Below are 23,352 nucleotides of genomic sequence, written 5' to 3'. Positions count from 1 at the left end.
TATGTAAGGATATTTTATGTAAGGAGTAAAAGATGAGGTTAAGAATAGGGGAACTAAAAGATTTAGATTTGATTTATAGCATAAAATGTGAAGCACTAAAACATTATAAAGATTTCGGTATAAGTTGGAATGAAAATTATCCAACAAGAGATACATTTAAGAGTGATATAGAGAAAAGGGAATTATTTGTACTAGAAAAAAATAAAAATGAAATTTTAGGAATAGTGGTCATCAATAGAACAGAGGAAAAGGCATACGATGATTTGCCATGGACTTTTAATGATGATTATGTTGTGTTACATAGAGTGTTAGTAAACCCTGCTTTTTCTGGAAAAGGATATGGAAAATATTTAATACAGAAGGTTTTAGAATATGCTAAAGAAGATGGAATTAAAGCAATAAGATTAGATACTAATACTAAAAATATACTTGGACAAAAGTTGTACAAGTCTCAAGGATTTAACATAGTGGGGGAAATTTCCTTGAAAGATAAAGAAGGAAGTTTTTATTGCTTAGAAAAAATATTGGAATAACTTTCAAAAATATATTGACAATATTAAAAGATTGGAATATATTATTAAGCAAGAAGTAAATAATTAGAAAATAAAATACAATATCTTATCCAGAGTGGTGGAGGGACTGGCCCTGTGAAACCCAGCAACCGATTAAGTGGCTCATTTTCCATTTAGAATACGGTGCTAATTCCTGCAGCAATTTTTTATATTTTGCTGATAGATAAGAGAATAAATTAGGCTTAGTGAGTTCATGCACTAGAGATTTATTCTCTAGTGCATTTATTTTTATACTAAAAAAGAGGGAGGGAACATGATTATGATAGAAATTAAAAATGTATGTAAAAGTTTTGGACAAACAGAGGTATTAAAAGATATAGCAATAAGCATAAAGGAAGGGGAGATTTACGGAATTATAGGCCATAGTGGTGCTGGTAAATCAACGCTTTTAAGATGTATAAATGGATTAGAGTCCTATGATAAAGGAAGTATTAAAGTCATGGGAGAAGAAGTCTCAGGCTTAGGGGCTAAAAAGCTTAGAGAGTTTAGAAAGAATTTGGGGATGATATTCCAAAACTTTAACCTACTTAAAAGAAAAACTGTATATAAGAATGTTTCTCTTCCACTTGAAGTTTGGGGCTATGATAAAGAGTACATAGATAAGAGAGTAAATGAACTATTAGCTTTAGTAGGATTAGAAGATAAGGCAAAAAGTAAACCAGCATCATTAAGTGGTGGACAAAAACAAAGGGTTGCAATTGCAAGAGCATTAGCCTTAGAACCAAAGATTCTTTTGTGTGATGAAGCTACATCAGCTTTAGATCCTAAGATAACTAAGGATATCTTAGCACTTCTATCTAAAATAAATAAGGAGTTAGGAATAACAATAGTTATAGTAACTCACCAAATGGAAGTTGTTAAAGAAGTTTGTGAAAGAGTTGCATTAATAGATGGTGGAATAGTTAAGGATGAGGGAAGAGCAGAAGACTTGTTCTTAAAGCCAGGAGCGTCATTAAAGAAGTTCCTTGGTGAAGGAGATGAGACAACTTTACCTAATGAAGGAATAAATATAAGAATTTTCTTCCCAGCAGATTGTTCTGAAAATGCACTTATTACAAGAATGGCCAGGGAAGCAAATGTGGATTTCTCAATAGTTTGGGGAAAACTTGAAAAATTCAGGGAAAATGTACTTGGAAGCTTAGTTATAAATATTGAGGAAAAGGACAAAGAAACAATATCTGAGTATTTAAAGAGCAAAAATATAGAATGGGAGGTAATATAGCATGGGTGAATTATTATTAGAAGCATTTGGACAAACATTAGTGATGGTTGTACCATCAACAATCTTCTCTGTAATATTTGGCTTTATAATTGCAATAATACTTGTAGTAACAGATAGCAATGGGTTAAGGCCTAACAAGGCAATATATAAATGTATAGATGGAATAGTAAATGTATTAAGAGGTTTTCCATTCGTAATATTAATGGTCGCTATAATACCTTTTACAAGAGCAATAATGGGAACATCTATTGGTGAGAAAGCAGCTATAGTACCATTAACTATAGCAGCAGCCCCTTTTGTAGCAAGAATATTTGAATCTGCTTTAAAAGAAGTAGATCCAGGAGTTATAGAGGCTGCAAGGTCCTTTGGTTCAAGTAATGCTCAAATTATATTCAAAGTAATGTTAAAAGAAGCTATACCATCAATTCTATCAGGTATAACACTTACAGTTATAAACCTTATAGGGTATTCAGCAATGGCAGGTGCTCTAGGGGCAGGAGGACTTGGTAACTTAGGAATAAGATATGGATTCCAAAGATTCCAAACAGATATAATGATTGTTACAGTAATTGTGTTGATTATAGTAGTACAAGCTCTTCAAGGCTTAGGAAACTATTTTTATAAAAAATTATCAAGATAAATAAAAGGGGGATTTTAATATGAAAAAGACAAAATTATTATCACTAGTATTAGCAGGAGCATTAACATTAGGTTTAGTTGGGTGCGGGGGCAGCACAGAAAAGAAGGAAGATGACAAGGTTATAAAAATTGGGGTTACATCTGTACCACATGAAGAGATAGTTAATGCAATTAAACCTTTAATAGAAGAAAAAGGTTATACTTTAGAAATAACACCATTTGATGAGTATAATACACCAAATACAGCTGTTTATGAAGGAGAATTAGACGCAAACTACTTCCAACATATTGCCTTCTTAAATGAAACAAATGAAGCAAAGGGATATGATTTAGTAAATGTTGCAGAAATCCATATAGAGCCAATGACTTTATATTCTAAGACTGCAAAGAGCTTAGATGAAATAAAGGATGGAGATACAATAGCTATTCCGAATGATGCAACTAACGAAGCAAGAGCATTAAGAGTTCTTGAAGATGCAGGATTAATAAAGGTAAAGGCAGGAGAATTAGTTACTCCAAAGGATATAACTGAAAATCCAAAGAACTTAAAGTTTAAAGAATTGGCTGCAGAACAACTACCACGACTTTTAGATGAAGTTACAGCTGCTGTTATTAATGGTAACTATGCATTACAAGCTAATTTAGATGCGACTAAAGAAGGATTATATACTGAGGATAAGAACAGAGAAGATATAAATACTAAGAGAAATGTTTTAGTTGTTAAGGAAGCTAATAAGGATTCTGAAAAGACTAAAGTATTAAAAGAAGCTTTAACTTCTGATGAATGTAAGAAGTTTATAGAAGAAAAGTATAAGGGAGCTGTAATTCCTGTATTCTAATTATTATTAATTAATGATTTGAAAAAGAGAAACCAATTAGTGGTTTCTCTTTTTCCATTAATATTTTAAATTATTCTCCAAGATATGCACTCTTTATACTATCATCTTCTAATAGTTCTTTAGCATCTCCGCTTAAAACAATATTACCTGTTTCAAGTACATAAGCTCTATCTGCAATAGAAAGTGCCATATTAGCATTTTGCTCGACTAGAAGAATTGTAGTACCGGACTTATTTATTTCAACAATTGTATCAAATATATCTTTAACAACAAGAGGTGCAAGTCCCATAGAAGGTTCATCAAGTATTAACATCTCAGGTCTATTCATTAATGCTCTGCCTATGGCAAGCATTTGCTGCTCACCACCTGAAAGTGTACCAGCTTGTTGTTTTTCTCTTTCCTTAAGTCTTGGAAATTTAGAAAATACCATTTCCATATCTTTTTGAATTTCTTTATCTTTTCTTAAATAAGCACCAAGTTCAAGATTTTCTAGCACAGTAAGGTTTGCAAATATCTTTCTACCTTCTGGTACATGAGATAGTCCTAAAGACACTATTTTATGAGCAGGAACTTTATTAATAGGGGAACCCTTATAGGATATAGTTCCGCTTTTAATAGGCTCAAGTCCTGATATTGCTCTTAGGGTAGAGGTTTTACCTGCACCATTTGCGCCTATTAGAGTAACAATCTCACCTTTTTTTACTTCTAAAGAAAGATCTTTTAATGCATGAATACCACCGTAGTATAAGTTTATATTGTCAATTTTAAGCATTTTAAGCCCCCTCTCCAAGATAAGCTTCAATTACCTTAGGGTTATTTTTTATTTCATTTGGAGTTCCTTCAGCTATTTTTTTACCATAGTCAAGAACTACAACTTTATCGCAAATACCCATTACTAGCTTCATATCGTGTTCTATTAATAGAACTGATATGTGAAATTCATTTTTAATCCAATTAATTAATTCCATAAGCTCTGCTGTTTCTTGAGGATTCATACCTGCAGCAGGCTCATCAAGAAGTATTAATGAAGGCTTAGCAGCAAGGGCTCTTACAATTTCAAGTCTTCTTTGTTCACCATAAGAAAGGTTTTTTGCAAATTCATCTTTTTTTTCAGCTAAATTAAATGCTTTTAACAATTCTAGTGATTTTTTTTCAATTTCAGCCTCCTCCTTTTTAAATTTAGGAGTTCTAAGAATAGAATCAAATAGATTATATTTAATTCTAAAGTTAAAGCTGATTTTTACATTATCTATTACAGAAAGGCTTGAAAATAGTCTTATATTTTGAAAGGTTCTACAAATTTTCTTTTGAGTAATATCATACGGTTTAAGACCTTCAATATTTTCGCCAAGGTATATAATAGTGCCATTAGTAGGAGCATAAACTCCAGTTAGCATATTGAAAACAGTAGTTTTGCCAGCACCGTTAGGTCCAATTAATCCAACAACTTGTCTATCTTCTATTGAAAGGTTAAAGTCTGAAACAGCTTTAAGTCCACCAAATTCTATAGATAGGTCTTTTACATCTAACATATTTTAAGCCTCCTTTCCAGCTTCTATATCTCTAATTTCTTTTTTGTTTTTTAATTTAAATATTTTTAATGATAATTCTTTGTCGCCAAGTAACCCTTGAGGTCTAAATATCATTAAGATTATAAGTGCTAATGGGTAAATAATCATTCTATAATCTTGTAGTCCTCTTAATAACTCAGGTAAGAATGTTAAAATACCTGTAGAAATAATAGAACCAGATAAAGATCCCATACCTCCAAATACTACAAATGTTAAGTAATCAATTGATTTAACAAAATCAAAGGAAGTAGGTTGAATGTATCCCATATAATGAGCGTATAATCCACCAGCAAGTCCAGCAAAGAAAGCTCCTATAACAAAAGCAGTCATTTTATATTTGAAAGCATTAACTCCCATAGATTCAGCTGCAATTTCATTTTCACGTACAGCTAGCATTGCACGTCCTTGAGATGAATGGATTATGTTATAAATAATAACTACTGAAAGTATCATAACCCAGAAACTTATTGAAATAGTTGTTTTGGTAGGAATTCCTGTAAATCCACGGGCACCACCTACATAATCAATATTCATAATTATTACTCTAATAATTTCACAGAAAGCTAATGTAGTAATTGCAAAATAGTCTCCTGTAAGCCTTAATGTTGGAAAACCAATCAAAGCAGCAAAGAAAGCAGATACTATTGCACCAACTATAATTGCTAGGAAGAAAGGTAAGTTAGCTTTAGTACTTATAATTGCAGAAATATAAGCACCTATGGCCATAAAACCAGCATGTCCTAAACAAAGTTGGCCAGTGAAGCCTACAATTAAATTAAGTGATACAGCTAAAATTATATTTATAAACGTTAAAAGAATAATTCCTTCATAGTAAGCACCTATTACGCCTGTTTTTAATAAGGTAAATAGGATACCGTAAACAAGTAATATTGCACCAAATATTAATAATGATTTTTTTTCTAACAATTTTTTCATTTATATCACCTACACTTTCTCTCTTGTTACCTTACCAAGTAACCCAGAAGGTTTAATTAATAAAATAACAATTAGAATACCAAAAACTATTGCATCTGAAAAAGTGGTAGATATATATGCCTTTGAAAGTGTTTCTAATAAGCCAATAGATAATCCTCCTAGTAAAGCACCAGGTATACTTCCTATTCCTCCAAGTACTGCTGCAACAAAGGCTTTAAGACCAGGCATAACACCCATATAAGGAGTTATGCTAGGATAGGATATTGCTACTAGAACACCAGCGATACCAGCTAGGGCAGAACCAATAGCAAAAGTTAGTGATATTGTATTATTAACGTTTATTCCCATCAAAGATGCGGCCTCTATATCAAAGGAAGCTGCTCTCATTGCCTTTCCAACCTTAGTTTTAAAAACAATAAATTGAAGGAGAAGTACAAGGATTGCAGATACAGCAAACATAAGTAGTGTCTTCCATTCTATATGAAGTGCACCTATTTCTAAGTAACCAGCTTTAATTAGGTCTGGAAATGGTTTTGGATTAGCACCAACTAAAACTCTCATACCATTTTGTAATAACAACGAAACACCTATTGCAGTAATAAGTAATGTTATTCTTGGTGAGTTTCTTAGTGGCTTATATGCTACTTTCTCAATTATAATACCAGCTAGTGCAGATGCGGCCATTGCAGCTAATAATGTAGGTACTAGTGGTAAATTTAGTGTGGTAGCACAATAGAAGCCCGCAAAGGCTCCTATCATGTATATTTCACCATGTGCAAAGTTTATTAATTGAATTATTCCATATACCATTGTGTAACCTAAAGCTAGGAGTGCATATACGCTACCTAAAGCTAAGCCATTAATCAATTGTTGTAAAAATTCCATAGTAACTCCTCCTTTAGTTAAGTATTATATTAAGGATTAACCTTATCATCTAATTCCTTCTTGTCTCCATTAATTTTTATAATAGCTGCGCTCTTAACAGCTGATCTTTCTTCATTAAATTTGATATTTCCAGTTACGCTGTTAATTTCCATTCCAGCTAAAGCATCTCTTATTGCAGTTCCATCTGTACTATTTGCTTTTTCTATAGCTTTAACTAAAATCTTAGCTGTATCATAAGAAAGAGCAGCAAAACAGTCTGGAGTTTTGTTATATTTCTTAGTATAAGAATCAACAAAGTTCTTTACATTTTCATCAGTATCTTCAGCATAGTAGTGATTAATGTATATAGCACCATCTACAGCAGTTCCACCAATCTTAGTTAATTCTTCAGATTCCCATCCGTCTCCACCTAGAAATTGAGAAGTTATGCCCATATCTCTAGCTTGTTTAGCTATTAAACCAACAACGTTGTAGTAATCAGGTAATATAATAACATCTGGATTAGCAGATTTTATTTTAGTAAGTTGTGCTTTAAAGTCAGTTTCTTTATCATTACCATAAGATAAGAATTCTAATACTTGTCCACCATTTTTCTCTAAGGTTTCTTTGTATGCATTTGCAATTCCTTTTGAGTAGTCAGAAGAAGAATTATATAAAACAGCAGCAGTAGTTTTTCCTAGTTTTTCTTTAGTGTATTTAGCTAATATTTCACCTTGGAATGAATCTACAAAACATCCTCTAAACATAAAGTCTCCACCTACATTAGTTATTGTTGGTTCAGTTCCAGTAGGTGTAATCATAGGAATCTTTTTATTTGTTGAATTAGGTGCTATTGCTAAAGTAGTACCAGATGTAACTCCTCCAAGAATTGCACAAACTCCATCTTTATCAACTAATTTGTTAAATGCTGAAGCAGCTACAGTATTATCACTTTGATCGTCCTCAAAAATGAATTCAACTTTTTTACCATTTATACCGCCAGCTGCATTAATTTCTTCAGCTAAAAGATCTGCCCCTTCTTTAACTGATATACCGTAAGTTGAGTTTGGACCGGATAAAGGTCCTATTCCTCCTATTTTTATAACATCTGAGTCAGCCCCACCTTCAGAGTTACCTCCACATCCTGCAAGTACTGAGAAAGCCATAGCAGAAGCTAAAACTCCACAAAGTAATTTCTTTTTCATAATAAATCCCCCTTTAATATTTAATTCTTAAATAATAATGAAAATACTTAATAAATTATTACTAAGTTTTAATAAATAATATCAATATAGTATCATATAAAGAAAATTATTACAATATTGTTATTTAATATTTTATAGCAAATATAATAAAAAGTTCCAAAAAGATAAATATTTTGTAGATGTAAATGTTATCTTAAAGTTTAATAAAAAAATTTCCTAATAATTAAACAAAAATGAATAATGTACGTCTTACTAATGTAGCTGTGATAAAATCATTAATAAGGGGGATGAGTATGTCCATATTTAATAGTAGAAAAAGAGAAAAGATATTAGAAAACTACTTAGAGTTCAATAGCGATAAACTATATAGGCTTGCTTTTATATATGTTAAAAATAAAGATGAATCCTTAGATGTTCTTCAAGACTCTATAGTTAAAGCTTATAAAAATATTAATAAGCTTAAGGATATGAAAGCCTTGGAAAAGTGGATTAATAGAATATTAATTAACACAGCTCTGGACTATTTAAGGAAAAGCTCAAGGATTGTCTATTGTGATAAAATATTTAAAAATGTTGAATTAATAGAAGATAATAACAGCGAATTAATAGAATCTGTGGATAACTTGCCTGAAGATTTAAAAACTGTGATCATTTTAAAATACTTTCATGGCTACACCATAAATGAAGTAAGTGAAATTTTAGAGATATCTGTTCCAACTGTGAAGAATAGACTTCATAAAGCACTTAATTTTCTTAGAAAAGAATTTAAGGAGGGTAGTTATGAGTAAGAATATTTTTGAAGATGAAAAAAGAAATTATGAGAATATAGAAATTCCTGAAGAGTTAAGCTTTAGGGTTAAAAAAGCTATAAAGATAGGAAAAAAAGAAGTGTTGAAAAAACGTATATATAATGTAGGAAAAAGTATGGCTGCATTATTTATAATTTTTGTTGCAAGTGTAAATATATCAGCTACAGCAGCAGAAGCATTTAGTTCAATACCAGGATTTAAAAAGCTAGTGGAATTAGTTAGATTCAATGGTGGTGATGATGGTTTTGAAAATGCTGTGGAGTCTGGATTAGTACAAAGTATTAATTATTCTGAAGAAAAGAATGGTATTAAATTTAAATTAAATAGTTTATCAGGAGATTATAAAAGGCTTTGGGTTAATTATGAAATTGAAGATATAGATAAGTATGATGTTGATATAATGGTAAAACCTGATTATCCTATATCAAATCAAGAGTCAGTTGCTCAAGGAACTTTTAATATAAATGATAATTATTTTGAAACTACATTTAATGTGTTTCCATATGAGATAACATTTGAATTTAAGGTATACAAAAAGGGAGAAGGTGGATATTTAACAAGTTATGAGCCTATTTCAACATTTATAGTGCCGGTAAAGTTAGATGAAGCTTTTAATGTAGACATTAAGGAATTTGGGATCAAAGCAGAACCATTAAAACTAGATATTGGAACTATAAATTTTGTAAAGTTTGAAACAAGTAAAACTAGAACAGTTCTTAAATTCAAATTTGATAGTAATTATTATGATAGCCTTATGTTTTTACAGTGCAAAATAATTAATAAAGATAATGAGGTGTATGTAACAAGTAGTGAATCTATGAATAGTGATATTCAATATGGCTATATGGAGTTTAATGGGGAAATTCCTTTTGATAAAAAAGAATTAATTATGAAGTTTGATGAAATTTATGTTCATCCAAAAGAAAAGATTAAATTAAAGGTAGATATAAATAATAAAACAATTGATGAGAATCCGTTTGGAATAGAAGTAGATAGCATTGATGGAAGTTATGTACGACTTAGAAGCAAATTGGTAGAAGATTTTTCTATAGTAAGAGAGATAGAGGATGGTATAAGTGTTATTGGAGGTAGTAGAGAGGGGGATTATGTTTATAGTAATGTAAGTATTTATGAAGCTAAAGAAGGTTTTGAAATATATAGTGTAGTCTTTAAAGATGAAAGAGAAGTTAAATTAAAAATTAGTGAATGAAGAAGCTGCGAAAGCAGTTTCTTTTATTTTTATGAAGAAAAGAAGGTAAGAACTTTTAAAGGTAAGAAGGTAAAAAGGTAAGAAGATAAGGAGTAAATAAATAGGCAGTGGAGGGATGAGAGTTTTATTCTTTATTTGGTATAGTCATTAATAGATTAAGAGCATTAAGATGGATAAGTACTATACATTATAAAAATAATATTAATAATAAAAATAATATTATTTTTATAAATAAGATATCTTATAAAAGAATTTTTCTAAGAGAAATTCTTTTATGGCAAAAAAATATAAAAACATAACAATATATAAATATATAAATATGCTAAAATAATTCGAGAAAGAAGTAATAGGCTTTGGAATAGAATGAAAAGAGTATGGAATTAGAAGTTTTCTGAAAGAAAATTATTTTTAACTTTATTATTCTAATTATCTTGATTAACTAAAAAAGCTTTGCATCAGCAAAGCTTTTTCCAAATATCTATTTCTTCTTTTCTTAAGGTTTCCTTTTCTAAAAGTTCAAGGGAGAACTGCTCTAATAAATCTTTATTATTATTTAGAAGTTTTAAGGTGTCATCATATAAAGAGTTAATTAAATCCTTACACTCTTCTACAACCTTTGTGCTATATCCAGATGCCATTGATCCTAAGGAAGATAGTTTTAACAAGCCCAAGGTTTCTCCCATTCCATATTCACTAATCATTCCCATAGCAATGTTAGTGGCGTTGGTTAAATCACTAGAAGCTCCAGTTGTTATTTTTTCTTTTCCAAAGATAATTTCTTCAGCTGCACGTCCACCAAGCATAACCATTATCTTTTTCTTTAAATAATCAGCTCTTTGGTAATTGGTATCTTCTGGTATAGTTAATGTGTATCCTCCAGCACCTTTAGTAGTTGGAATTATAGATATCTTTGAAACTTCATCTTCAGGTAATACTAATAGTGATGTTAAAGCATGTCCAACTTCATGATAAGAAGTAAGTAATAGGTCAGATTCTTTTAAGTGTGACCTTTCAAGTTTTTCATGTCCTGCTAGAACTATTGAATATGCTTTATCTATATGAGTTTCAGTTATATACTCAGAATTATCTTTAGCAGCAAGTATTGCAGCTTCATTAATTAAATTTTCTAGCTTAGCACCAGAAAAATAAGATGTCTTTTTGGCAATATCTTTAATGTTTAAATCCATATGAGGCTTGTTATCCAAATGAAGATTTATTATTTTTTCTCTTGCTGAAACATCTGGAAGAGATACTTCAATATGTCTATCGAATCTACCAGGTCTAAGTAAGGCTTGGTCTAAAATATCTAATCTATTTGTAGCTGCCATTACAATGACACCTTCACTTTCACCGAAGCCTGACATTTCTGTTAAGAGGGCATTAAGAGTTTGATCCCTTTCATCATTTCCACCAGCAGTTTTACCATCATCTCTATTTTTACCTATAGCATCTATTTCATCTATGAAGATTACTGCTTTTCCGTGACTTCTTGCTTTTTTAAATAAATTTCTAATTCTAGCAGCACCAACACCTACATATACTTGTACGAAATCAGATCCACTTAAGGCATAAAAAGGTACTTTAGCTTCACCAGCAACAGCTTTGGCAAGAAGGGTTTTTCCTGTACCAGGATCACCATAAAGAATAACCCCTTTAGGCATTCTTGCGCCATAGCTTTTATATTTTTCAGGATTAGAAAGAAAATCAACTATTTCCTTTAAACTTTCTTTTGCTTCCTCATTTCCAGCAACATCTTTAAAGTTTAGAGTTTTGCTATTATCTTCACTAAAGTCTGTTAACTCTATTGATGTAGCAGAGGACATTCCTTTAGATTTATTTGTACTCATAAAAACTAGCGTTATTATTGAACCTAGTAATAAAAGTCCAGCAAAGGTTTTTGTAATATTTATATTATTGTTTTCATTTATAGAAATATCTTTACTTAATAGTTCTTCCCTTAAATTAGGACTATTAGGATTATCAGTTGTATAGCTTGTCCCATCTTTTAAATAAATCGTCATATATGGACTAGTACTCAAAGTAACTTTTAATACTTTATTTGATTCTAAATCATTTTTAAAAGTATTGTAGGATTTATTATTTTTTACATTAAGGTTTAAAGATGAGAATAGTAGTATACATAACGATAAAATTGAGGTTATTATTGGAATTAAAATATAATTTTTCTTTTGTTTATTCATAGATACCTCCAGACGAGTTTATATTATTTATTATAAATATTTTGAATAGTATGTCTAATTAAAATCATAACATTTACCAATGTAAGTTATGGTATGTATTAAAGAAGGAAAGTTATTTTACAAGTGATGAAATAAAGGGTAAAATATAAAAAGATTAGTAATATTGGAGGAAATATTATATGAAAATTTCAGGTGTACAAGCCCAATTGGTTGGATCAGATATACTTAGTATAATTAATGAGTTTGTAAAGGTTGAAGGATTAGAATTAAAAGAAGCAATAATAGATAATGCTATTAATATAAAAGGAACTTTTAAAAAAGGAGTTTCTATTGATTTTGCAGGACAGTTAACTATAGAAAAAGTTGAGAATTCAATAGTTACTGCTAAGTTTTCAAAGTTAAAACTTATGAAATTAGGATTCTTTAGGCCTATAAGAAGTTTAGCGTTAAAAATAGGATTAGGACAATTAAAGATAAGTGGAATAGATGCAACAAAAGATAGGGTTATAATAGATATTAAAAAGTTGCTTAAGGATATTCCATATGTAGATATAGATTTAAAAGCGCTTTACATAAAAGGACAAGCACTTCATGCAGAAGTAGAAAATATAAATATATCTTTAATGGGCAATATTATTAAAGTAGAAGAACCAGAAGTAATTACAGAAGATGAGGAAAAGGTTGAGGAACCTATAAATAAGGTGGAAGATTACTATACTTTGGGTAGAGATAAACTTCAGGAAAAGTTACCTGATGGAGCAAAAAAGATTTCAGATTATATATTTGTAGTTCCTGATATTGTTGCATTAATTTGTAGAATGCTTAAAGATAGTAGGGTACCAATAAAAACAAAGTTAGTTGTTTCTGCATCTTTAGCTTATGTAATTTTTCCTACAGATTTAATACCTGATAAAATACCTTTTATAGGGAAAATAGATGAAATTGCAGTTGTATTTTTTGCTTTAAATAGAATAGCAACAGATGTTCCAACAAAGGTTATTCAAGAAAATTGGGCAGGGAAGGATGAGCTTGTTTTAGTACTTAAAAATGGTTTAGAATATGTTACTAACTTTACTGGTGCAAAGAATGTAGAAAAGCTTTATAATGTGGTAGAAGAATTAAGTACGTTATAGAAAGGAATAATAATATGTCAAAATATTATTCAATATATAGAGGTAAGTCTGGAATTCCTATGATAGTTAGAACATGGGATGAATGTAAAGAAGAAGTAATAGGATGTAAGGGAGCAGTATATAAAAGTTTTAAAACTGAAAAGGAAGCAATAGAGTTTTTAGCCTTAAATTCTGAAGGAAAGCCTAAAACAGTTAATAATAAAAAAAATACAGTAAAGAATGAAAATAAGGAGGAAGTTGCTTTAGATCTAGATAATGCAGGACTTGTTATTTATGTAGATGGTAGCTTCTCTTTAGAGAAAGAGAATTATTCCTATGGATTTATAGCTATAGATAATGGAGAAGAAGTTTTTGAAGATTGTGGCGTTGGAAATGATAAAGATTCTGCTTTATTAAGAAATGTTGCAGGGGAAGTTTTGGGATCTTTAAAAGCTACAGAGTTTGCTATAAATAAAGGATATGAAAAAGTTACTATAGTATATGACTATAAAGGTGTAGAATGTTGGGCCTTAGGTACTTGGAAAAGAAATAAGGAATTAACACAACTTTATCATGAAAAGATGCAAGATAATATGAAGAAGATTGATATACGATTTGTTAAGGTAAAAGGTCACAGTGGTGATAAGTACAATGACATTGCTGATAAATTAGCTAAAAAAGCGTTGGGAATTATTGCATAGGTTAAAATATACTAAAGTACATACCCTATATTATGAGAAATATTATTTTATTAAAGAGGTGTGTACATATGGGAAGATATATTAGTGGAATGGTAGCTGGATTAGCTGTTGGAGCAACTATTGGAATGATAGTAATGCCTCAACTTGATAGAAAAACTCAAAAACAGATTAAAAAAGCAGGATGTAAGTTATTAGATTTTGCTGAAGAATCCTATGGGGATATAATAGATTTTATTAATTAATAATATGAGAAAGAGAAGTTGATTTACAACTTCTCTTTCTTTACTTTTAGTACGAGTGGGGTGGATATTTGTTTTGATGTGACTTGGAGCTTAGCGACGGAACAAGTAAAATAAATATCCACTCCACCTTCTTTATTTATAAAAAGTCTCGAAGTTACTTCAAGCATATTCGACAAAATTTTAAATAAATCAAAGATTACCTGTATCTTAATAAAAGAATAAATATAGTAAGAGAAATTAGATATATTTATATAAATTTTTAGTAATTATTAAAAAAGTAGCAAATAAAATAAGAAAAAAGTTCTAATAAAATTACAAGTTGTTGTTTTCTTTTGCAAATTTATGGTATAATTTATGTAAAATTGATTTATTTATATCGTAATATCAATACTATTAAAAAGGAAGAGTGCAATATGGAAATTCTATCATTAGGGGAAAAGATTAAAAGAAGAAGAAAAGAATTGAATATGACTTTAAAAGATCTAGCAAAAGATAGAATTACTCCAGGTCAAATAAGTCTTGTAGAGTCTGGTCGTTCTAATCCTTCTATGGACTTATTAGAGTATTTAGCTAATAGCTTGAATACTACAGTGGAGTATTTAATGGAGTCAGAAGAGAGCCAAGCTGAAAAAATATGTACATATTATGAGCAAGTCGCAGAATCGTATATTTTAAGTGGAGACTATGTTACAGGGGAAAAATATATTGAAAATGCTCTTTATTATGCAGAAAGGTATAATTTAGAGTACAGAAAAGCTAGGATATTATTCTTAAGAGCAGAGATTCATATTTCAAAAGGTGAACTTGCAGTTGCACAGCAGTTCTTTTTATCATCTAATGTAATTTTTATAAAAAACAATGAATACGAAGAGATTGTTAGGACATTTTTAAAACTAGGAAAAATTACTTTAGAGTTAAATGCATATCACTCTGCTAATAGTTATCTAAAGCAAGCAGAAAAGGTATACTTAGATAACAATATAGGTAATGATTTTTTACTTGGAGAAATATACTACAACATGTCAAGAACTTACTATATTATTGAAGACTTGGGACAAGCAATGGATTATGCCTTTTTAGCAAAAGAAAAATTTGACCAAATTCATAATAAGAAAGAGTACGCAAAAACACTTCTACTTTTATCAGAAGAATATAATAGAAGAGGCGACTTAAACAATGCTATAAAGTATTCTACAAAAACATTAGAGGTATATCATGAAATAAATGATCTTAAGAGTGTTTCTGATATAGAAAATAACTTGGGAAAATTATTTTATAACTTTGAAAACATTGAAGAATCCTTTAAGCACTATGAAATGGCTAGAGAAATTAAGACTAGAAATAATGATGACAGCTTAATAGAGACATTAATTAACATATGTAAAAATTATCTTAAGATAAAAGAAATAGATAAATGTGAAATGCAATTAGAAGAAATATATCACAGGTTAAAAGATGATGATATAGATGGACGAATCGAATGCAACTTAATAAAATATAGAGTTCATACAATAAAAGATGAGCTTAGTGAAGCTGAAGATGTTTTAGTTAATACGTACAAGCTTTCTAAAAATACAGATAAATTAAGAAGAGCAGGAGAGTTAGCAATAATGGTTGGGAAGTTCTATATAGATCATAAGAATGATACTCAAGCAGCTAAATATCTTGATGAAGGGGTTAGCATATTTAAAGAATTAGGTATATTACAAAACTAATATTAAATGGGTGATTAAAATGGAGATATTATCTACTGGGGAAAAAATTAAAAGATCAAGGATTTATAAGGGAATAACTCTAAAGGAACTTTGTGGAGATAAAATTTCTATTTCTAAAATGAGCTGTATTGAAAATGGTAAGGTGAAAGCAGATAGTGAAATTATAAAGTATGTGGCGGATAAAATTGGGGTGGATTTTGATTATTTAATTCAAGATGTATACGAACAAATATTAAACAATCTTAATTTGATAAAGAAATCTAAGAAAAAAGATTTGATATATGAGGATAATATAAGACATAATCTAGAGTATGCAATTGAGTATGAATATTATGACTTAGCCTTTGAATTAATACATATAGTTTTCTCTTATTATTTAGAAGAAAATAAGTGGGAGAAAATTCAACTAATAATTTCACAATACTATGACCTATATCAAAGAACCAATACAGAAAGCAATACAGTAACTTATTTTAGAGATATGGCACAATATCTATTCCAAAATAGAGAGTATACTGAGGCAATAACTTATTATGGTAGGCTTAGAGAGATTATTTCCGAAAAGGGAATTAAAGAAAAAAGTACATATGCCTTTATTGCATACAATGAAGGAATTTGTTATTGGAAGCTAAATAATTATGAAAAAGCTTACAAATTCTTATGTGAAGCAATAAAATATATTAATAGTATAAAAGATGATATAAATAAAGGGAAAATATATCATGCCTATGCTTTGATCTGCATAAAGTTAGGTCATAGTGAAGCAGAGGAGTACATAGAAAAAGCTTTTCAATGTCAAAAGGATAATCCTATCTTAGTTGCAACTTCAAAAGGGGATTATGGGGAAGCATATTTTACTGCAGGTAATAGAAAGAAAGCTATAGAAGAAATTGAAGAGGGAATTAAGCTATTTCCTAAGCATAACAAAGAAAAGTATGTTGAATTTTTAAGTGAATGCATAAATGTTTTTCTTAGTAATGAGGAGTATGAAAAAGCATATGATTTGTCTGATGAGTCTTTAGACTTAGCAATAGAGACGGATAATATTAGGTTAATTGAAAAGGCTTATTCTTTAAAGGGAAAAGTTTTACAAAAAGAAAATAGATATAGAGAGTCAGAAAGATATATGAATTTGGCATTAGATTCATTGTTTAAATTTGGTACTAAAAAAGAAAGACATGATAGATATTTAGAAATGGCTAATATGTACTATAAATTAGGCGAAGTTAGAGATGCAATTAAATATTTTACATTAGCAATGAGCAAGGAAAAAAGTATATAAATTAAAAAGGGGGCATTCGGAAAGAATGCCCTTTTATTAGTTAAAAAAGATAAAAGAGGTGACAGAGATAAAAAAGATAAGAGAGATAACAGAGATAAAAAACTTTTTGTACAAGTTCTATCCTTATCTTGATTATTCTTATTATTCTGATTAATTTTCATTATCTTGATTAGTCTTATTATCTTAATTAACTTTCATTATTTTTTTGTTGGTTTAATTAATATAAGTGTTGCTCCATATCCTTTTAGTTTAGTTATTATATTTAAAACAGGACTCTTTTTAGCATACTTAAATTCAATTTTTGGGAAAGATGCTTTTGAAAGTATTTCCATTTCTTCTTTGTTTAGTCTCTCGGGTTTACCCATAGATACCCAGTAGTCATATGAAGAACCTATCTTTTGATTTATTTCATAAAAGGTTATTCTAGAGTCACTAGGTACATTAAATAAGTTTAAAGAAATTTTTCTTTCAGTAGACTTTAATTTTGAACTGTTTTTAAATAATTCATCTATGTTTTCATTATAGGTATATAAAAGAATACTATATGTATCTTTATCTTTAGTTACTATATATCCATCATCCTTTGCTACAACATTTCCACTTAATTTGCTTAGTAAATAATATGCATAGTAGGAAGGTTTACGTATATCCATATCATTAATTATTCCCGATGCCCCTATAAAAACTTCATTATTTAAGTAAATTTCTTTTTCAATAACATCAAAAGCTCTAAGAAAACTTAAATCTTTATGGGTAAATATACTACTATGGATTATATAAGGTAGCATATATGCTGTATCATAAATAGGGTTTAATTCTTTAAAAGGAATAAACTCTTTTTCTAGCAAATTGAATTTACTATTATTAAAATATTTTCTTAACTCTTCTTTTCTTTCTAAAGAAAGAGTTGAGTTTAATTGAAACTTTACATCAGATAAATAATAGTATTCTATTTCTGAGAAATAAGAATAAAAGCTTTCTATAGTATGAATATAGTCTTCTATTTCAAAATCATAATTATCGATAACTATAAGAGGCTTCAGTTCAATTGATGCCATAAACTCTAATACAGTTTTAACTCTGTTCCAATTTATAAAGTCACTACTCTTAAATATTCCCATATTATTATGGAAGAAATATTCTATCCTTCCGTATTCAAAATGAATTTCATTTTGAAGAGATTCAAGAATATCCTTATTATCTTCAATCATTAAATCAAAAATATCTCCAAGGCTAATAATTTCCCTAAATTTATCACTATATTTTTCGATGTTGTTATTTATGTCTACATCAATAGTCCAAAGTTTATTTTCGTAATTAAATCTTTCATAGTTTTCTAAATAAGTAGATAAAATATCAATAGAATCTTCAAGTGGAATAAGGGTAATGTCCTTCATTTTTTCTAAAGTAGCTTCATCAAACTTATTTTTTCTTCTAAATTGAAGAGGGGTACAGTTATAATAGCTTTTAAAGTGCTTATTAAAGTACCTAGTATGTGAAAATCCAACCTCTTCAGAAATTTCATATATACTCATATCTGTATCTAAAAGTAGCTTAACTGATTCTTCAACTCTAGTTAGGTTTATAAGGTCAGTAAAGCTATATCCAGTTACATTTTTTATTTCATGTGAAAGATAGTGGGGGCTTAAAAACTCTTTTTTAGCAATAGCTTGAAGAGTAATATTATTATTGTAGTTATTAAAAATATATTTTGAAATTCTATGATATCTTTCAAGTTGCTCTTTGTTATCTTTTAGTTCTTCTTGATCATAAATCAAGTAGTGAAAATTATTGATTAGGTGGAAAAGTAAATCTATTAAAATAGATTCTATCTCTTCATCATAATTTTCAACCTTCTGAACTGACTCACAAAGTAATTTTGCAAGTAAGGTTCTAAATACAATGTATTCTTCCCCCTCTTGTGCTCCTAAATCAGATGTATTGGTATAAAAATAAATGTTTTTAATATCTTTATAGTATTTTTCAAAGAAACTTTGGTCTATATGAAATAGAAGTATCTTATTATCCTCGTCAGAATAAAGTCTATGAGATTCATCAACATTTATTATTTCAAGTTCATTTTCATAAAGTTCAAAGTTATCTGTGTCTATAGAAATATTTATTTTGCCCTTTAATACATACACTATCTCAATAGTGTTATGCCAATGAAGGGGATATTCTTTAATTGTTGCATAAGTAATTTGTATTGGCAGGTCCGAGTTATATGTAACATACTCTTTCCTCATAAGCTTCACCTCATAAAAATTGTAATTAATAAAATTATATCAAAAAGATCAAAAAAATTAAAATATTACTTTGACTTTCTTTGACTTTTGTATTATTATAAGAATATAGAAAAGAATATTAAAAGGACATTAAAGGAGGAAAGATTTATGAATGTTGATAAAATGACAATAAGAGTTCAACAAGCATTAAATGATGCTAATTTAATTGCTGTTAAATATAATCATCAACAAATAGAAGTAATACATCTTTTTGCTGCTCTTGTGGAACAAGATGATGGATTAATTCCTAATATTCTAACAAAGATGAATGTTGATGTAAGAGGATTAAAAAGTACATTAAATAGAACTTTAGATACTATGCCTAAAGTCTTAGGTGAGGGTGCTAATAATTCAGGTGTATATATAACTAGAAAAGTTGAAGAAGTTTTAATAAAAGCAGAAGAACTTGCTAAAAAGTTTGAAGATTCCTATATAAGTGTTGAACATTTAATGTTAGCTATACTAGATAAGGAAAAGTCAGGACCAGTAGGAGATATATTAAAATCTTATAATATTAACGAAAAAAACTTTATGCAAGTTTTAACAGAAGTAAGAGGAAGTCAAAGAGTTGAAACTAATGATCCAGAAGGAACTTATGATGCTCTAGCTAAATATGGTACAAATTTAGTGGATTTAGCTAAAAAGCATAAATTAGACCCTGTTATAGGAAGAGATGAAGAAATTAGAAGGACAGTTAGAATTCTTTCAAGAAGAACTAAAAATAATCCAGTGTTGATTGGTGAACCTGGTGTAGGTAAAACTGCTATTGTAGAAGGGTTAGCTGAAAGAATAGTAAGAGGAGATGTTCCAGAAGGATTAAAGGATAAGATTATTTTCTCATTGGATATGGGTTCTTTAATTGCTGGTGCAAAATATAGAGGAGAATTTGAAGAAAGATTAAAGGCTGTTTTAAAGGAAGTACAAAATAGTGAAGGTAGAATAATTTTATTCATAGATGAAATCCATACAATAGTTGGTGCTGGTAAAACAGATGGAGCAATGGATGCAGGTAACTTAATTAAGCCTTTACTTGCAAGAGGTGAACTTCATTGTATTGGTGCTACAACTTTTGATGAATATAGACAATACATCGAAAAAGATAAGGCTCTTGAAAGAAGATTCCAACCTGTTATTGTTGATGAACCATCAGTAGATGATACAATTTCAATATTAAGAGGATTAAAAGAAAAATTTGAAATTCACCATGGAATTAGAATTCATGATTCAGCTATAGTTGCAGCTGCGAAACTATCTAATAGATATATTCAAGATAGATATTTACCAGATAAGGCTATAGATTTAATTGATGAAGCAGGTTCTATGATAAGGTCAGAAATTGATTCTTTACCAACTGAGTTAGATGTTATAAGAAGAAAAGTATTCCAGTTAGAAATTGAAAAAGAAGCTCTAGAAAAAGAAAAAGATGAAGGCTCTAAAAAGAGATTAGAAGCTTTAACTAAGGAGTTAGCTGAATTAAAAGAAAAGAATGATGAAATGACAGCTAAATATGAGAAAGAAAAAGAGCATATAACATCTTTAAAAGACTTAAAGACTAAACTTGATGAAGCACGTGGAGATCTTGAAAGATATGAAAGAGAATATGATTATAATAAGGTTGCCGAAATTAGATATTCTGTTATTCCTAAGATAGAAGAAGAAATAAAAGCTAAGGAATATGAAGTTAAGGAAAACTATGAAGGTGCATTATTAAAAGAAGAAGTTACGGAAGAAGAAATTTCTGAAGTTCTTTCAAAATGGACTGGAATTCCTGTAAGTAATCTTCTTGAGGGAGAAAGAGAAAAGTTGTTAAGATTAGACTCTGAACTACAAAGAAGAGTTATAGGTCAAGATGCAGCAGTTGAAGCAGTATCTAATGCTATATTAAGAGCAAGAGCAGGACTTAAAGATGTAAATAAGCCAATTGGTTCATTTATCTTCTTAGGACCAACAGGTGTAGGTAAAACAGAATTAGCTAAAACTTTAGCTAGAACTATGTTTGATAGTGAAGATGCTATGATAAGAATTGATATGTCTGAATATATGGAGAAACATGCTGTATCTAGATTAGTTGGTGCGCCTCCAGGATATGTTGGATATGAACAAGGTGGTCAACTAACAGAAGCTGTTAGAAGAAAACCATATAGTGTAATATTATTTGATGAAATTGAAAAGGCACATGAAGATGTATTTAATATGTTCCTTCAAATTTTAGATGATGGTAGATTAACAGATAATAAAGGTAAGACTGTAGATTTTAAAAATACAATTATAATAATGACTTCAAATATTGGTTCTCAATATTTATTAGAAAATCAAGGTGAAGAAGTAACTGGAGAAGCTAAGAATTTAGTTATGGCTTCTTTAAGAAATAAATTTAAACCAGAATTCTTAAACAGAGTTGATGATATTATTATGTTTAAGCCTTTATCTGAAGAAGGAATTAAAAAGATAATTGATATATTCTTAGATGAAGTAAGAGCAAGACTTGTAGATAAGAATATAAAATTAGAAGTAACAGAAGAAGCTAAAAGCGTTCTAGCTAAAGAAGGATATGACCCTATATATGGAGCAAGACCACTTAAGAGATATATCCAAAATACCCTTGAAAATAACTTAGCTAGAAGAATTATAAAAGGTGATGTTTACTATGGCTCAACAGTAGTAGTAGACGGACAAAACAATGAATTAACACTTTATACAAGGGAAAAATAGCTTGTATACAAAACCTCCTTTAGGCAAAAAATAAAAGTAAGATAAAAGAGATAATAAAGAGAAAAAGGTTAATATGAAGGTAACCTTATCTCTTTTATCTTTTTTATCCCTATTATCTTTGCTTGAGGAGGTTTTATTATGGATTACATTACGCCTTTCAATAATTATATAGTTGTTGCTCCTTCTGGTGATGTAACTGGTTTTGTGGAGCTTTCTGATGCACGTGGTTACATAACTACTAATTATTTAGAAAGAATACTGTCTATAGCTCATGAAGGAAAATATTCTTATTTTGATATGACACAAGAAAGGGACATGGAGGACTCTGGTATAATGGCTGGAGTATACGAAGGTGAAGCTCAAATATACGATTTAGATGAATTTATTGAAAAAATAAGGAATAGTGCAATGTTTCAAGATGAAAAAGATGAATTGATCTCAAAGCTTTTACAAAAAGAAATAGATATGAATGTTAGAGAGTATTCAATTGAGGGTATGTTAACTGAAGTAGAACAAAAGTGGACAATATAAAAAATACTTTTTTAGTCATACCACAGACTCAAAACTTGCTTTTGGTGTTCTGTGGTAGCATTATACTTTTATATACGTTAAAAAAAGATTACGGATAATCCGTAATCCCTTTTTTTAGTTTTATTTTTGGTTAATTATTTTAACCCTTGTTCGTATTGTTGAACCATTCTCTTAACCATTTCTCCACCAACGCTACCGCATTGCTTTGAAGTTAAGTTTCCATTGTAATCTGTGAATGGAACACCCATTGCACCTGCAACTTCATTTTTGAAGTTTGATAATCCTTGTTTTGCGTCTGGAACTAAGTTTGCCATAATAAATTCCTCCTCTATTGAATAATTTTTTTTGCTAAGCTTTATTTGCTTTGCAATATTATTGTGTGCAGAGTAGAGTTATATAAACTATGAAGTGAGAGGCAAAGGAGGAAAAAAGTACAAACTATACTTGTACAAAAGTTGGATATAATATATCTAATTTACGTTTTTTAGCCATACAATAGGTTTCAAAACTTGCTTTTGGTGTTCTGTGAAGGCACTATAATTTTTATTTTTAACGTCTTAACATATTTTCATCATTCAAAGTTCTATATCCATAAGGCTTTTTCGCTCAAAAATTTTTATACTTTCTTAGACGTTAAAAAAAGTTTGTGGTTAAGTATCCACAAACTTTTTTTTACTTTATATAACATTTAAAAACAATTGTAA

The 23,352-nt window shown here is 29.4% G+C and carries 21 protein-coding genes and 1 riboswitch; of the genes, 13 read left to right on the top strand and 8 right to left on the bottom strand.

The genetic code is table 11. The features are described from left to right. The first annotated feature begins 32 nt into the window (after nucleotides 1-32). The 4 genes from I4V16_RS09715 (at nucleotide 33) to I4V16_RS09700 (ending at nucleotide 3,272) form a co-directional block, all read left to right on the top strand. Nucleotides 33-533 carry a GNAT family N-acetyltransferase gene (locus I4V16_RS09715; protein WP_049177158.1) on the top strand — a complete coding sequence of 167 codons (501 nt, stop codon included), beginning with the start codon at nucleotides 33-35 and terminating at the stop codon, nucleotides 531-533. Between the two features lie 82 nt (nucleotides 534-615). Further along, nucleotides 616-742, top strand: a riboswitch (SAM riboswitch). Nucleotides 743-831: 89 nt separating this feature from the next. Continuing rightward, on the top strand, nucleotides 832-1,794 hold the full coding sequence (locus I4V16_RS09710) for a methionine ABC transporter ATP-binding protein (protein WP_111937627.1): 963 nt from the start codon (nucleotides 832-834) through the stop codon (nucleotides 1,792-1,794). 1 nt (nucleotide 1,795) lies between these two features. Further along, complete coding sequence (locus I4V16_RS09705; protein ID WP_049177157.1) at nucleotides 1,796-2,434, top strand: methionine ABC transporter permease; 639 nt, start codon at nucleotides 1,796-1,798, stop codon at nucleotides 2,432-2,434. A 19-nt stretch (nucleotides 2,435-2,453) separates the two neighbouring features. Next, on the top strand, nucleotides 2,454-3,272 hold the full coding sequence (locus I4V16_RS09700) for a MetQ/NlpA family ABC transporter substrate-binding protein (protein WP_049177156.1): 819 nt from the start codon (nucleotides 2,454-2,456) through the stop codon (nucleotides 3,270-3,272). Nucleotides 3,273-3,342: 70 nt separating this feature from the next. Here I4V16_RS09700 and I4V16_RS09695 read toward each other — a convergent pair whose 3' ends face one another. Genes I4V16_RS09695 through I4V16_RS09675 form a run of 5 tightly spaced genes read right to left on the bottom strand, consistent with a single transcriptional unit; the run spans nucleotide 3,343 to nucleotide 7,848 of the window. Further along, entirely contained in the window at nucleotides 3,343-4,044 is a 702-nt protein-coding gene (locus tag I4V16_RS09695) for an ABC transporter ATP-binding protein (RefSeq protein WP_049177155.1), read from the bottom strand. 1 nt (nucleotide 4,045) lies between these two features. Further along, the gene (locus tag I4V16_RS09690; RefSeq protein WP_111937607.1) at nucleotides 4,046-4,804 is read right to left on the bottom strand and encodes an ABC transporter ATP-binding protein; all 759 of its coding nucleotides are present in this window, start codon (nucleotides 4,802-4,804) and stop codon (nucleotides 4,046-4,048) included. 3 nt (nucleotides 4,805-4,807) lie between these two features. Next, nucleotides 4,808-5,779, bottom strand: coding sequence for a branched-chain amino acid ABC transporter permease (locus I4V16_RS09685; RefSeq protein WP_049177153.1), 972 nt, complete (start codon nucleotides 5,777-5,779; stop codon nucleotides 4,808-4,810). Nucleotides 5,780-5,788: 9 nt separating this feature from the next. After that, nucleotides 5,789-6,664: a branched-chain amino acid ABC transporter permease gene (locus I4V16_RS09680; protein ID WP_049177151.1), complete on the bottom strand. Its 876-nt coding sequence runs from the start codon at nucleotides 6,662-6,664 to the stop codon at nucleotides 5,789-5,791. 29 nt (nucleotides 6,665-6,693) lie between these two features. After that, complete coding sequence (locus I4V16_RS09675; protein ID WP_111937608.1) at nucleotides 6,694-7,848, bottom strand: ABC transporter substrate-binding protein; 1,155 nt, start codon at nucleotides 7,846-7,848, stop codon at nucleotides 6,694-6,696. A gap of 293 nt (nucleotides 7,849-8,141) precedes the next feature. On the opposite strand from I4V16_RS09675, the gene I4V16_RS09670 reads away from it, so the two are divergent. Both I4V16_RS09670 and I4V16_RS09665 read left to right on the top strand, forming a co-directional pair. Then, a complete protein-coding gene (locus I4V16_RS09670; protein WP_049177149.1) occupies nucleotides 8,142-8,636 on the top strand; it encodes a sigma-70 family RNA polymerase sigma factor in 495 nt (164 codons plus the stop codon). Continuing rightward, nucleotides 8,629-9,867, top strand: coding sequence for a DUF4179 domain-containing protein (locus I4V16_RS09665; protein ID WP_111937609.1), 1,239 nt, complete (start codon nucleotides 8,629-8,631; stop codon nucleotides 9,865-9,867). Before I4V16_RS09670 ends, I4V16_RS09665 begins: the two co-directional genes overlap by 8 nt. A gap of 455 nt (nucleotides 9,868-10,322) precedes the next feature. Here I4V16_RS09665 and I4V16_RS09660 read toward each other — a convergent pair whose 3' ends face one another. Next, nucleotides 10,323-12,068, bottom strand: coding sequence for an ATP-dependent metallopeptidase FtsH/Yme1/Tma family protein (locus I4V16_RS09660; RefSeq protein ID WP_111937610.1), 1,746 nt, complete (start codon nucleotides 12,066-12,068; stop codon nucleotides 10,323-10,325). 179 nt (nucleotides 12,069-12,247) lie between these two features. Here I4V16_RS09660 and I4V16_RS09655 point away from each other — a divergent pair, with 179 nt between their 5' ends. The 5 genes from I4V16_RS09655 to I4V16_RS09635 all read left to right on the top strand — a co-directional run bounded on the left by I4V16_RS09655 (nucleotide 12,248) and on the right by I4V16_RS09635 (nucleotide 17,120). Then, nucleotides 12,248-13,201, top strand: a complete 954-nt coding sequence (locus I4V16_RS09655; protein ID WP_049177145.1) for a YkvA family protein — start codon at nucleotides 12,248-12,250, stop codon at nucleotides 13,199-13,201. Nucleotides 13,202-13,215: 14 nt separating this feature from the next. Next, nucleotides 13,216-13,881 (top strand): ribonuclease H family protein, encoded by a 666-nt coding sequence (locus I4V16_RS09650; RefSeq protein ID WP_049177144.1) that lies wholly within the window; start codon nucleotides 13,216-13,218, stop codon nucleotides 13,879-13,881. 68 nt (nucleotides 13,882-13,949) lie between these two features. Next, a complete protein-coding gene (locus I4V16_RS09645) occupies nucleotides 13,950-14,123 on the top strand; it encodes a YtxH domain-containing protein (RefSeq protein ID WP_111937611.1) in 174 nt (57 codons plus the stop codon). A gap of 413 nt (nucleotides 14,124-14,536) precedes the next feature. Then, the gene (locus I4V16_RS09640; RefSeq protein WP_049177143.1) at nucleotides 14,537-15,838 is read left to right on the top strand and encodes a helix-turn-helix transcriptional regulator; all 1,302 of its coding nucleotides are present in this window, start codon (nucleotides 14,537-14,539) and stop codon (nucleotides 15,836-15,838) included. Between the two features lie 19 nt (nucleotides 15,839-15,857). Beyond that, nucleotides 15,858-17,120, top strand: a complete 1,263-nt coding sequence (locus I4V16_RS09635) for a helix-turn-helix transcriptional regulator (protein WP_111937612.1) — start codon at nucleotides 15,858-15,860, stop codon at nucleotides 17,118-17,120. 197 nt (nucleotides 17,121-17,317) lie between these two features. Here the strand turns inward: I4V16_RS09635 and I4V16_RS09630 are convergent, their stop codons facing one another. Beyond that, nucleotides 17,318-19,366, bottom strand: a complete 2,049-nt coding sequence (locus I4V16_RS09630) for a helix-turn-helix domain-containing protein (protein ID WP_195966664.1) — start codon at nucleotides 19,364-19,366, stop codon at nucleotides 17,318-17,320. Between the two features lie 147 nt (nucleotides 19,367-19,513). Between I4V16_RS09630 and clpB the strand changes: the two genes are divergently transcribed. Further along, nucleotides 19,514-22,117: an ATP-dependent chaperone ClpB gene (gene clpB, locus I4V16_RS09625; RefSeq protein ID WP_049177140.1), complete on the top strand. Its 2,604-nt coding sequence runs from the start codon at nucleotides 19,514-19,516 to the stop codon at nucleotides 22,115-22,117. 138 nt (nucleotides 22,118-22,255) lie between these two features. Continuing rightward, nucleotides 22,256-22,648, top strand: a complete 393-nt coding sequence (locus I4V16_RS09620; protein WP_049177139.1) for a hypothetical protein — start codon at nucleotides 22,256-22,258, stop codon at nucleotides 22,646-22,648. 134 nt (nucleotides 22,649-22,782) lie between these two features. On the opposite strand, the gene I4V16_RS09615 is transcribed toward I4V16_RS09620, so the two are convergent. After that, a complete protein-coding gene (locus I4V16_RS09615) occupies nucleotides 22,783-22,962 on the bottom strand; it encodes an alpha/beta-type small acid-soluble spore protein (RefSeq protein ID WP_049177138.1) in 180 nt (59 codons plus the stop codon). Nucleotides 22,963-23,352 lie beyond the last annotated feature (390 nt).

This window comes from Clostridium sp. 1001283B150210_160208_E6, from assembly GCF_015669365.1.
Lineage (GTDB): Bacteria > Bacillota > Clostridia > Clostridiales > Clostridiaceae > Clostridium > Clostridium paraputrificum.
This window is presented reverse-complemented; position numbering and strand designations above follow the sequence as displayed.

Bases quoted from the DNA above. Each gene is read 5' to 3' on its own strand.
- clpB (WP_049177140.1), top strand. From the start codon at position 19,514: ATGAATGTTGATAAAATGACAATAAGAGTTCAACAAGCATTAAATGAT.
- I4V16_RS09715 (WP_049177158.1), top strand. From the start codon at position 33: ATGAGGTTAAGAATAGGGGAACTAAAAGATTTAGATTTGATTTATAGC.
- I4V16_RS09685 (WP_049177153.1), bottom strand. From the start codon at position 5,779: ATGAAAAAATTGTTAGAAAAAAAATCATTATTAATATTTGGTGCAATA.
- I4V16_RS09695 (WP_049177155.1), bottom strand. From the start codon at position 4,044: ATGCTTAAAATTGACAATATAAACTTATACTACGGTGGTATTCATGCA.
- I4V16_RS09645 (WP_111937611.1), top strand. From the start codon at position 13,950: ATGGGAAGATATATTAGTGGAATGGTAGCTGGATTAGCTGTTGGAGCA.
- I4V16_RS09655 (WP_049177145.1), top strand. From the start codon at position 12,248: ATGAAAATTTCAGGTGTACAAGCCCAATTGGTTGGATCAGATATACTT.
- I4V16_RS09670 (WP_049177149.1), top strand. From the start codon at position 8,142: ATGTCCATATTTAATAGTAGAAAAAGAGAAAAGATATTAGAAAACTAC.
- I4V16_RS09660 (WP_111937610.1), bottom strand. From the start codon at position 12,068: ATGAATAAACAAAAGAAAAATTATATTTTAATTCCAATAATAACCTCA.
- I4V16_RS09620 (WP_049177139.1), top strand. From the start codon at position 22,256: ATGGATTACATTACGCCTTTCAATAATTATATAGTTGTTGCTCCTTCT.
- I4V16_RS09710 (WP_111937627.1), top strand. From the start codon at position 832: ATGATAGAAATTAAAAATGTATGTAAAAGTTTTGGACAAACAGAGGTA.
- I4V16_RS09635 (WP_111937612.1), top strand. From the start codon at position 15,858: ATGGAGATATTATCTACTGGGGAAAAAATTAAAAGATCAAGGATTTAT.
- I4V16_RS09630 (WP_195966664.1), bottom strand. From the start codon at position 19,366: ATGAGGAAAGAGTATGTTACATATAACTCGGACCTGCCAATACAAATT.
- I4V16_RS09665 (WP_111937609.1), top strand. From the start codon at position 8,629: ATGAGTAAGAATATTTTTGAAGATGAAAAAAGAAATTATGAGAATATA.
- I4V16_RS09680 (WP_049177151.1), bottom strand. From the start codon at position 6,664: ATGGAATTTTTACAACAATTGATTAATGGCTTAGCTTTAGGTAGCGTA.
- I4V16_RS09700 (WP_049177156.1), top strand. From the start codon at position 2,454: ATGAAAAAGACAAAATTATTATCACTAGTATTAGCAGGAGCATTAACA.
- I4V16_RS09615 (WP_049177138.1), bottom strand. From the start codon at position 22,962: ATGGCAAACTTAGTTCCAGACGCAAAACAAGGATTATCAAACTTCAAA.
- I4V16_RS09650 (WP_049177144.1), top strand. From the start codon at position 13,216: ATGTCAAAATATTATTCAATATATAGAGGTAAGTCTGGAATTCCTATG.
- I4V16_RS09705 (WP_049177157.1), top strand. From the start codon at position 1,796: ATGGGTGAATTATTATTAGAAGCATTTGGACAAACATTAGTGATGGTT.
- I4V16_RS09690 (WP_111937607.1), bottom strand. From the start codon at position 4,804: ATGTTAGATGTAAAAGACCTATCTATAGAATTTGGTGGACTTAAAGCT.
- I4V16_RS09675 (WP_111937608.1), bottom strand. From the start codon at position 7,848: ATGAAAAAGAAATTACTTTGTGGAGTTTTAGCTTCTGCTATGGCTTTC.
- I4V16_RS09640 (WP_049177143.1), top strand. From the start codon at position 14,537: ATGGAAATTCTATCATTAGGGGAAAAGATTAAAAGAAGAAGAAAAGAA.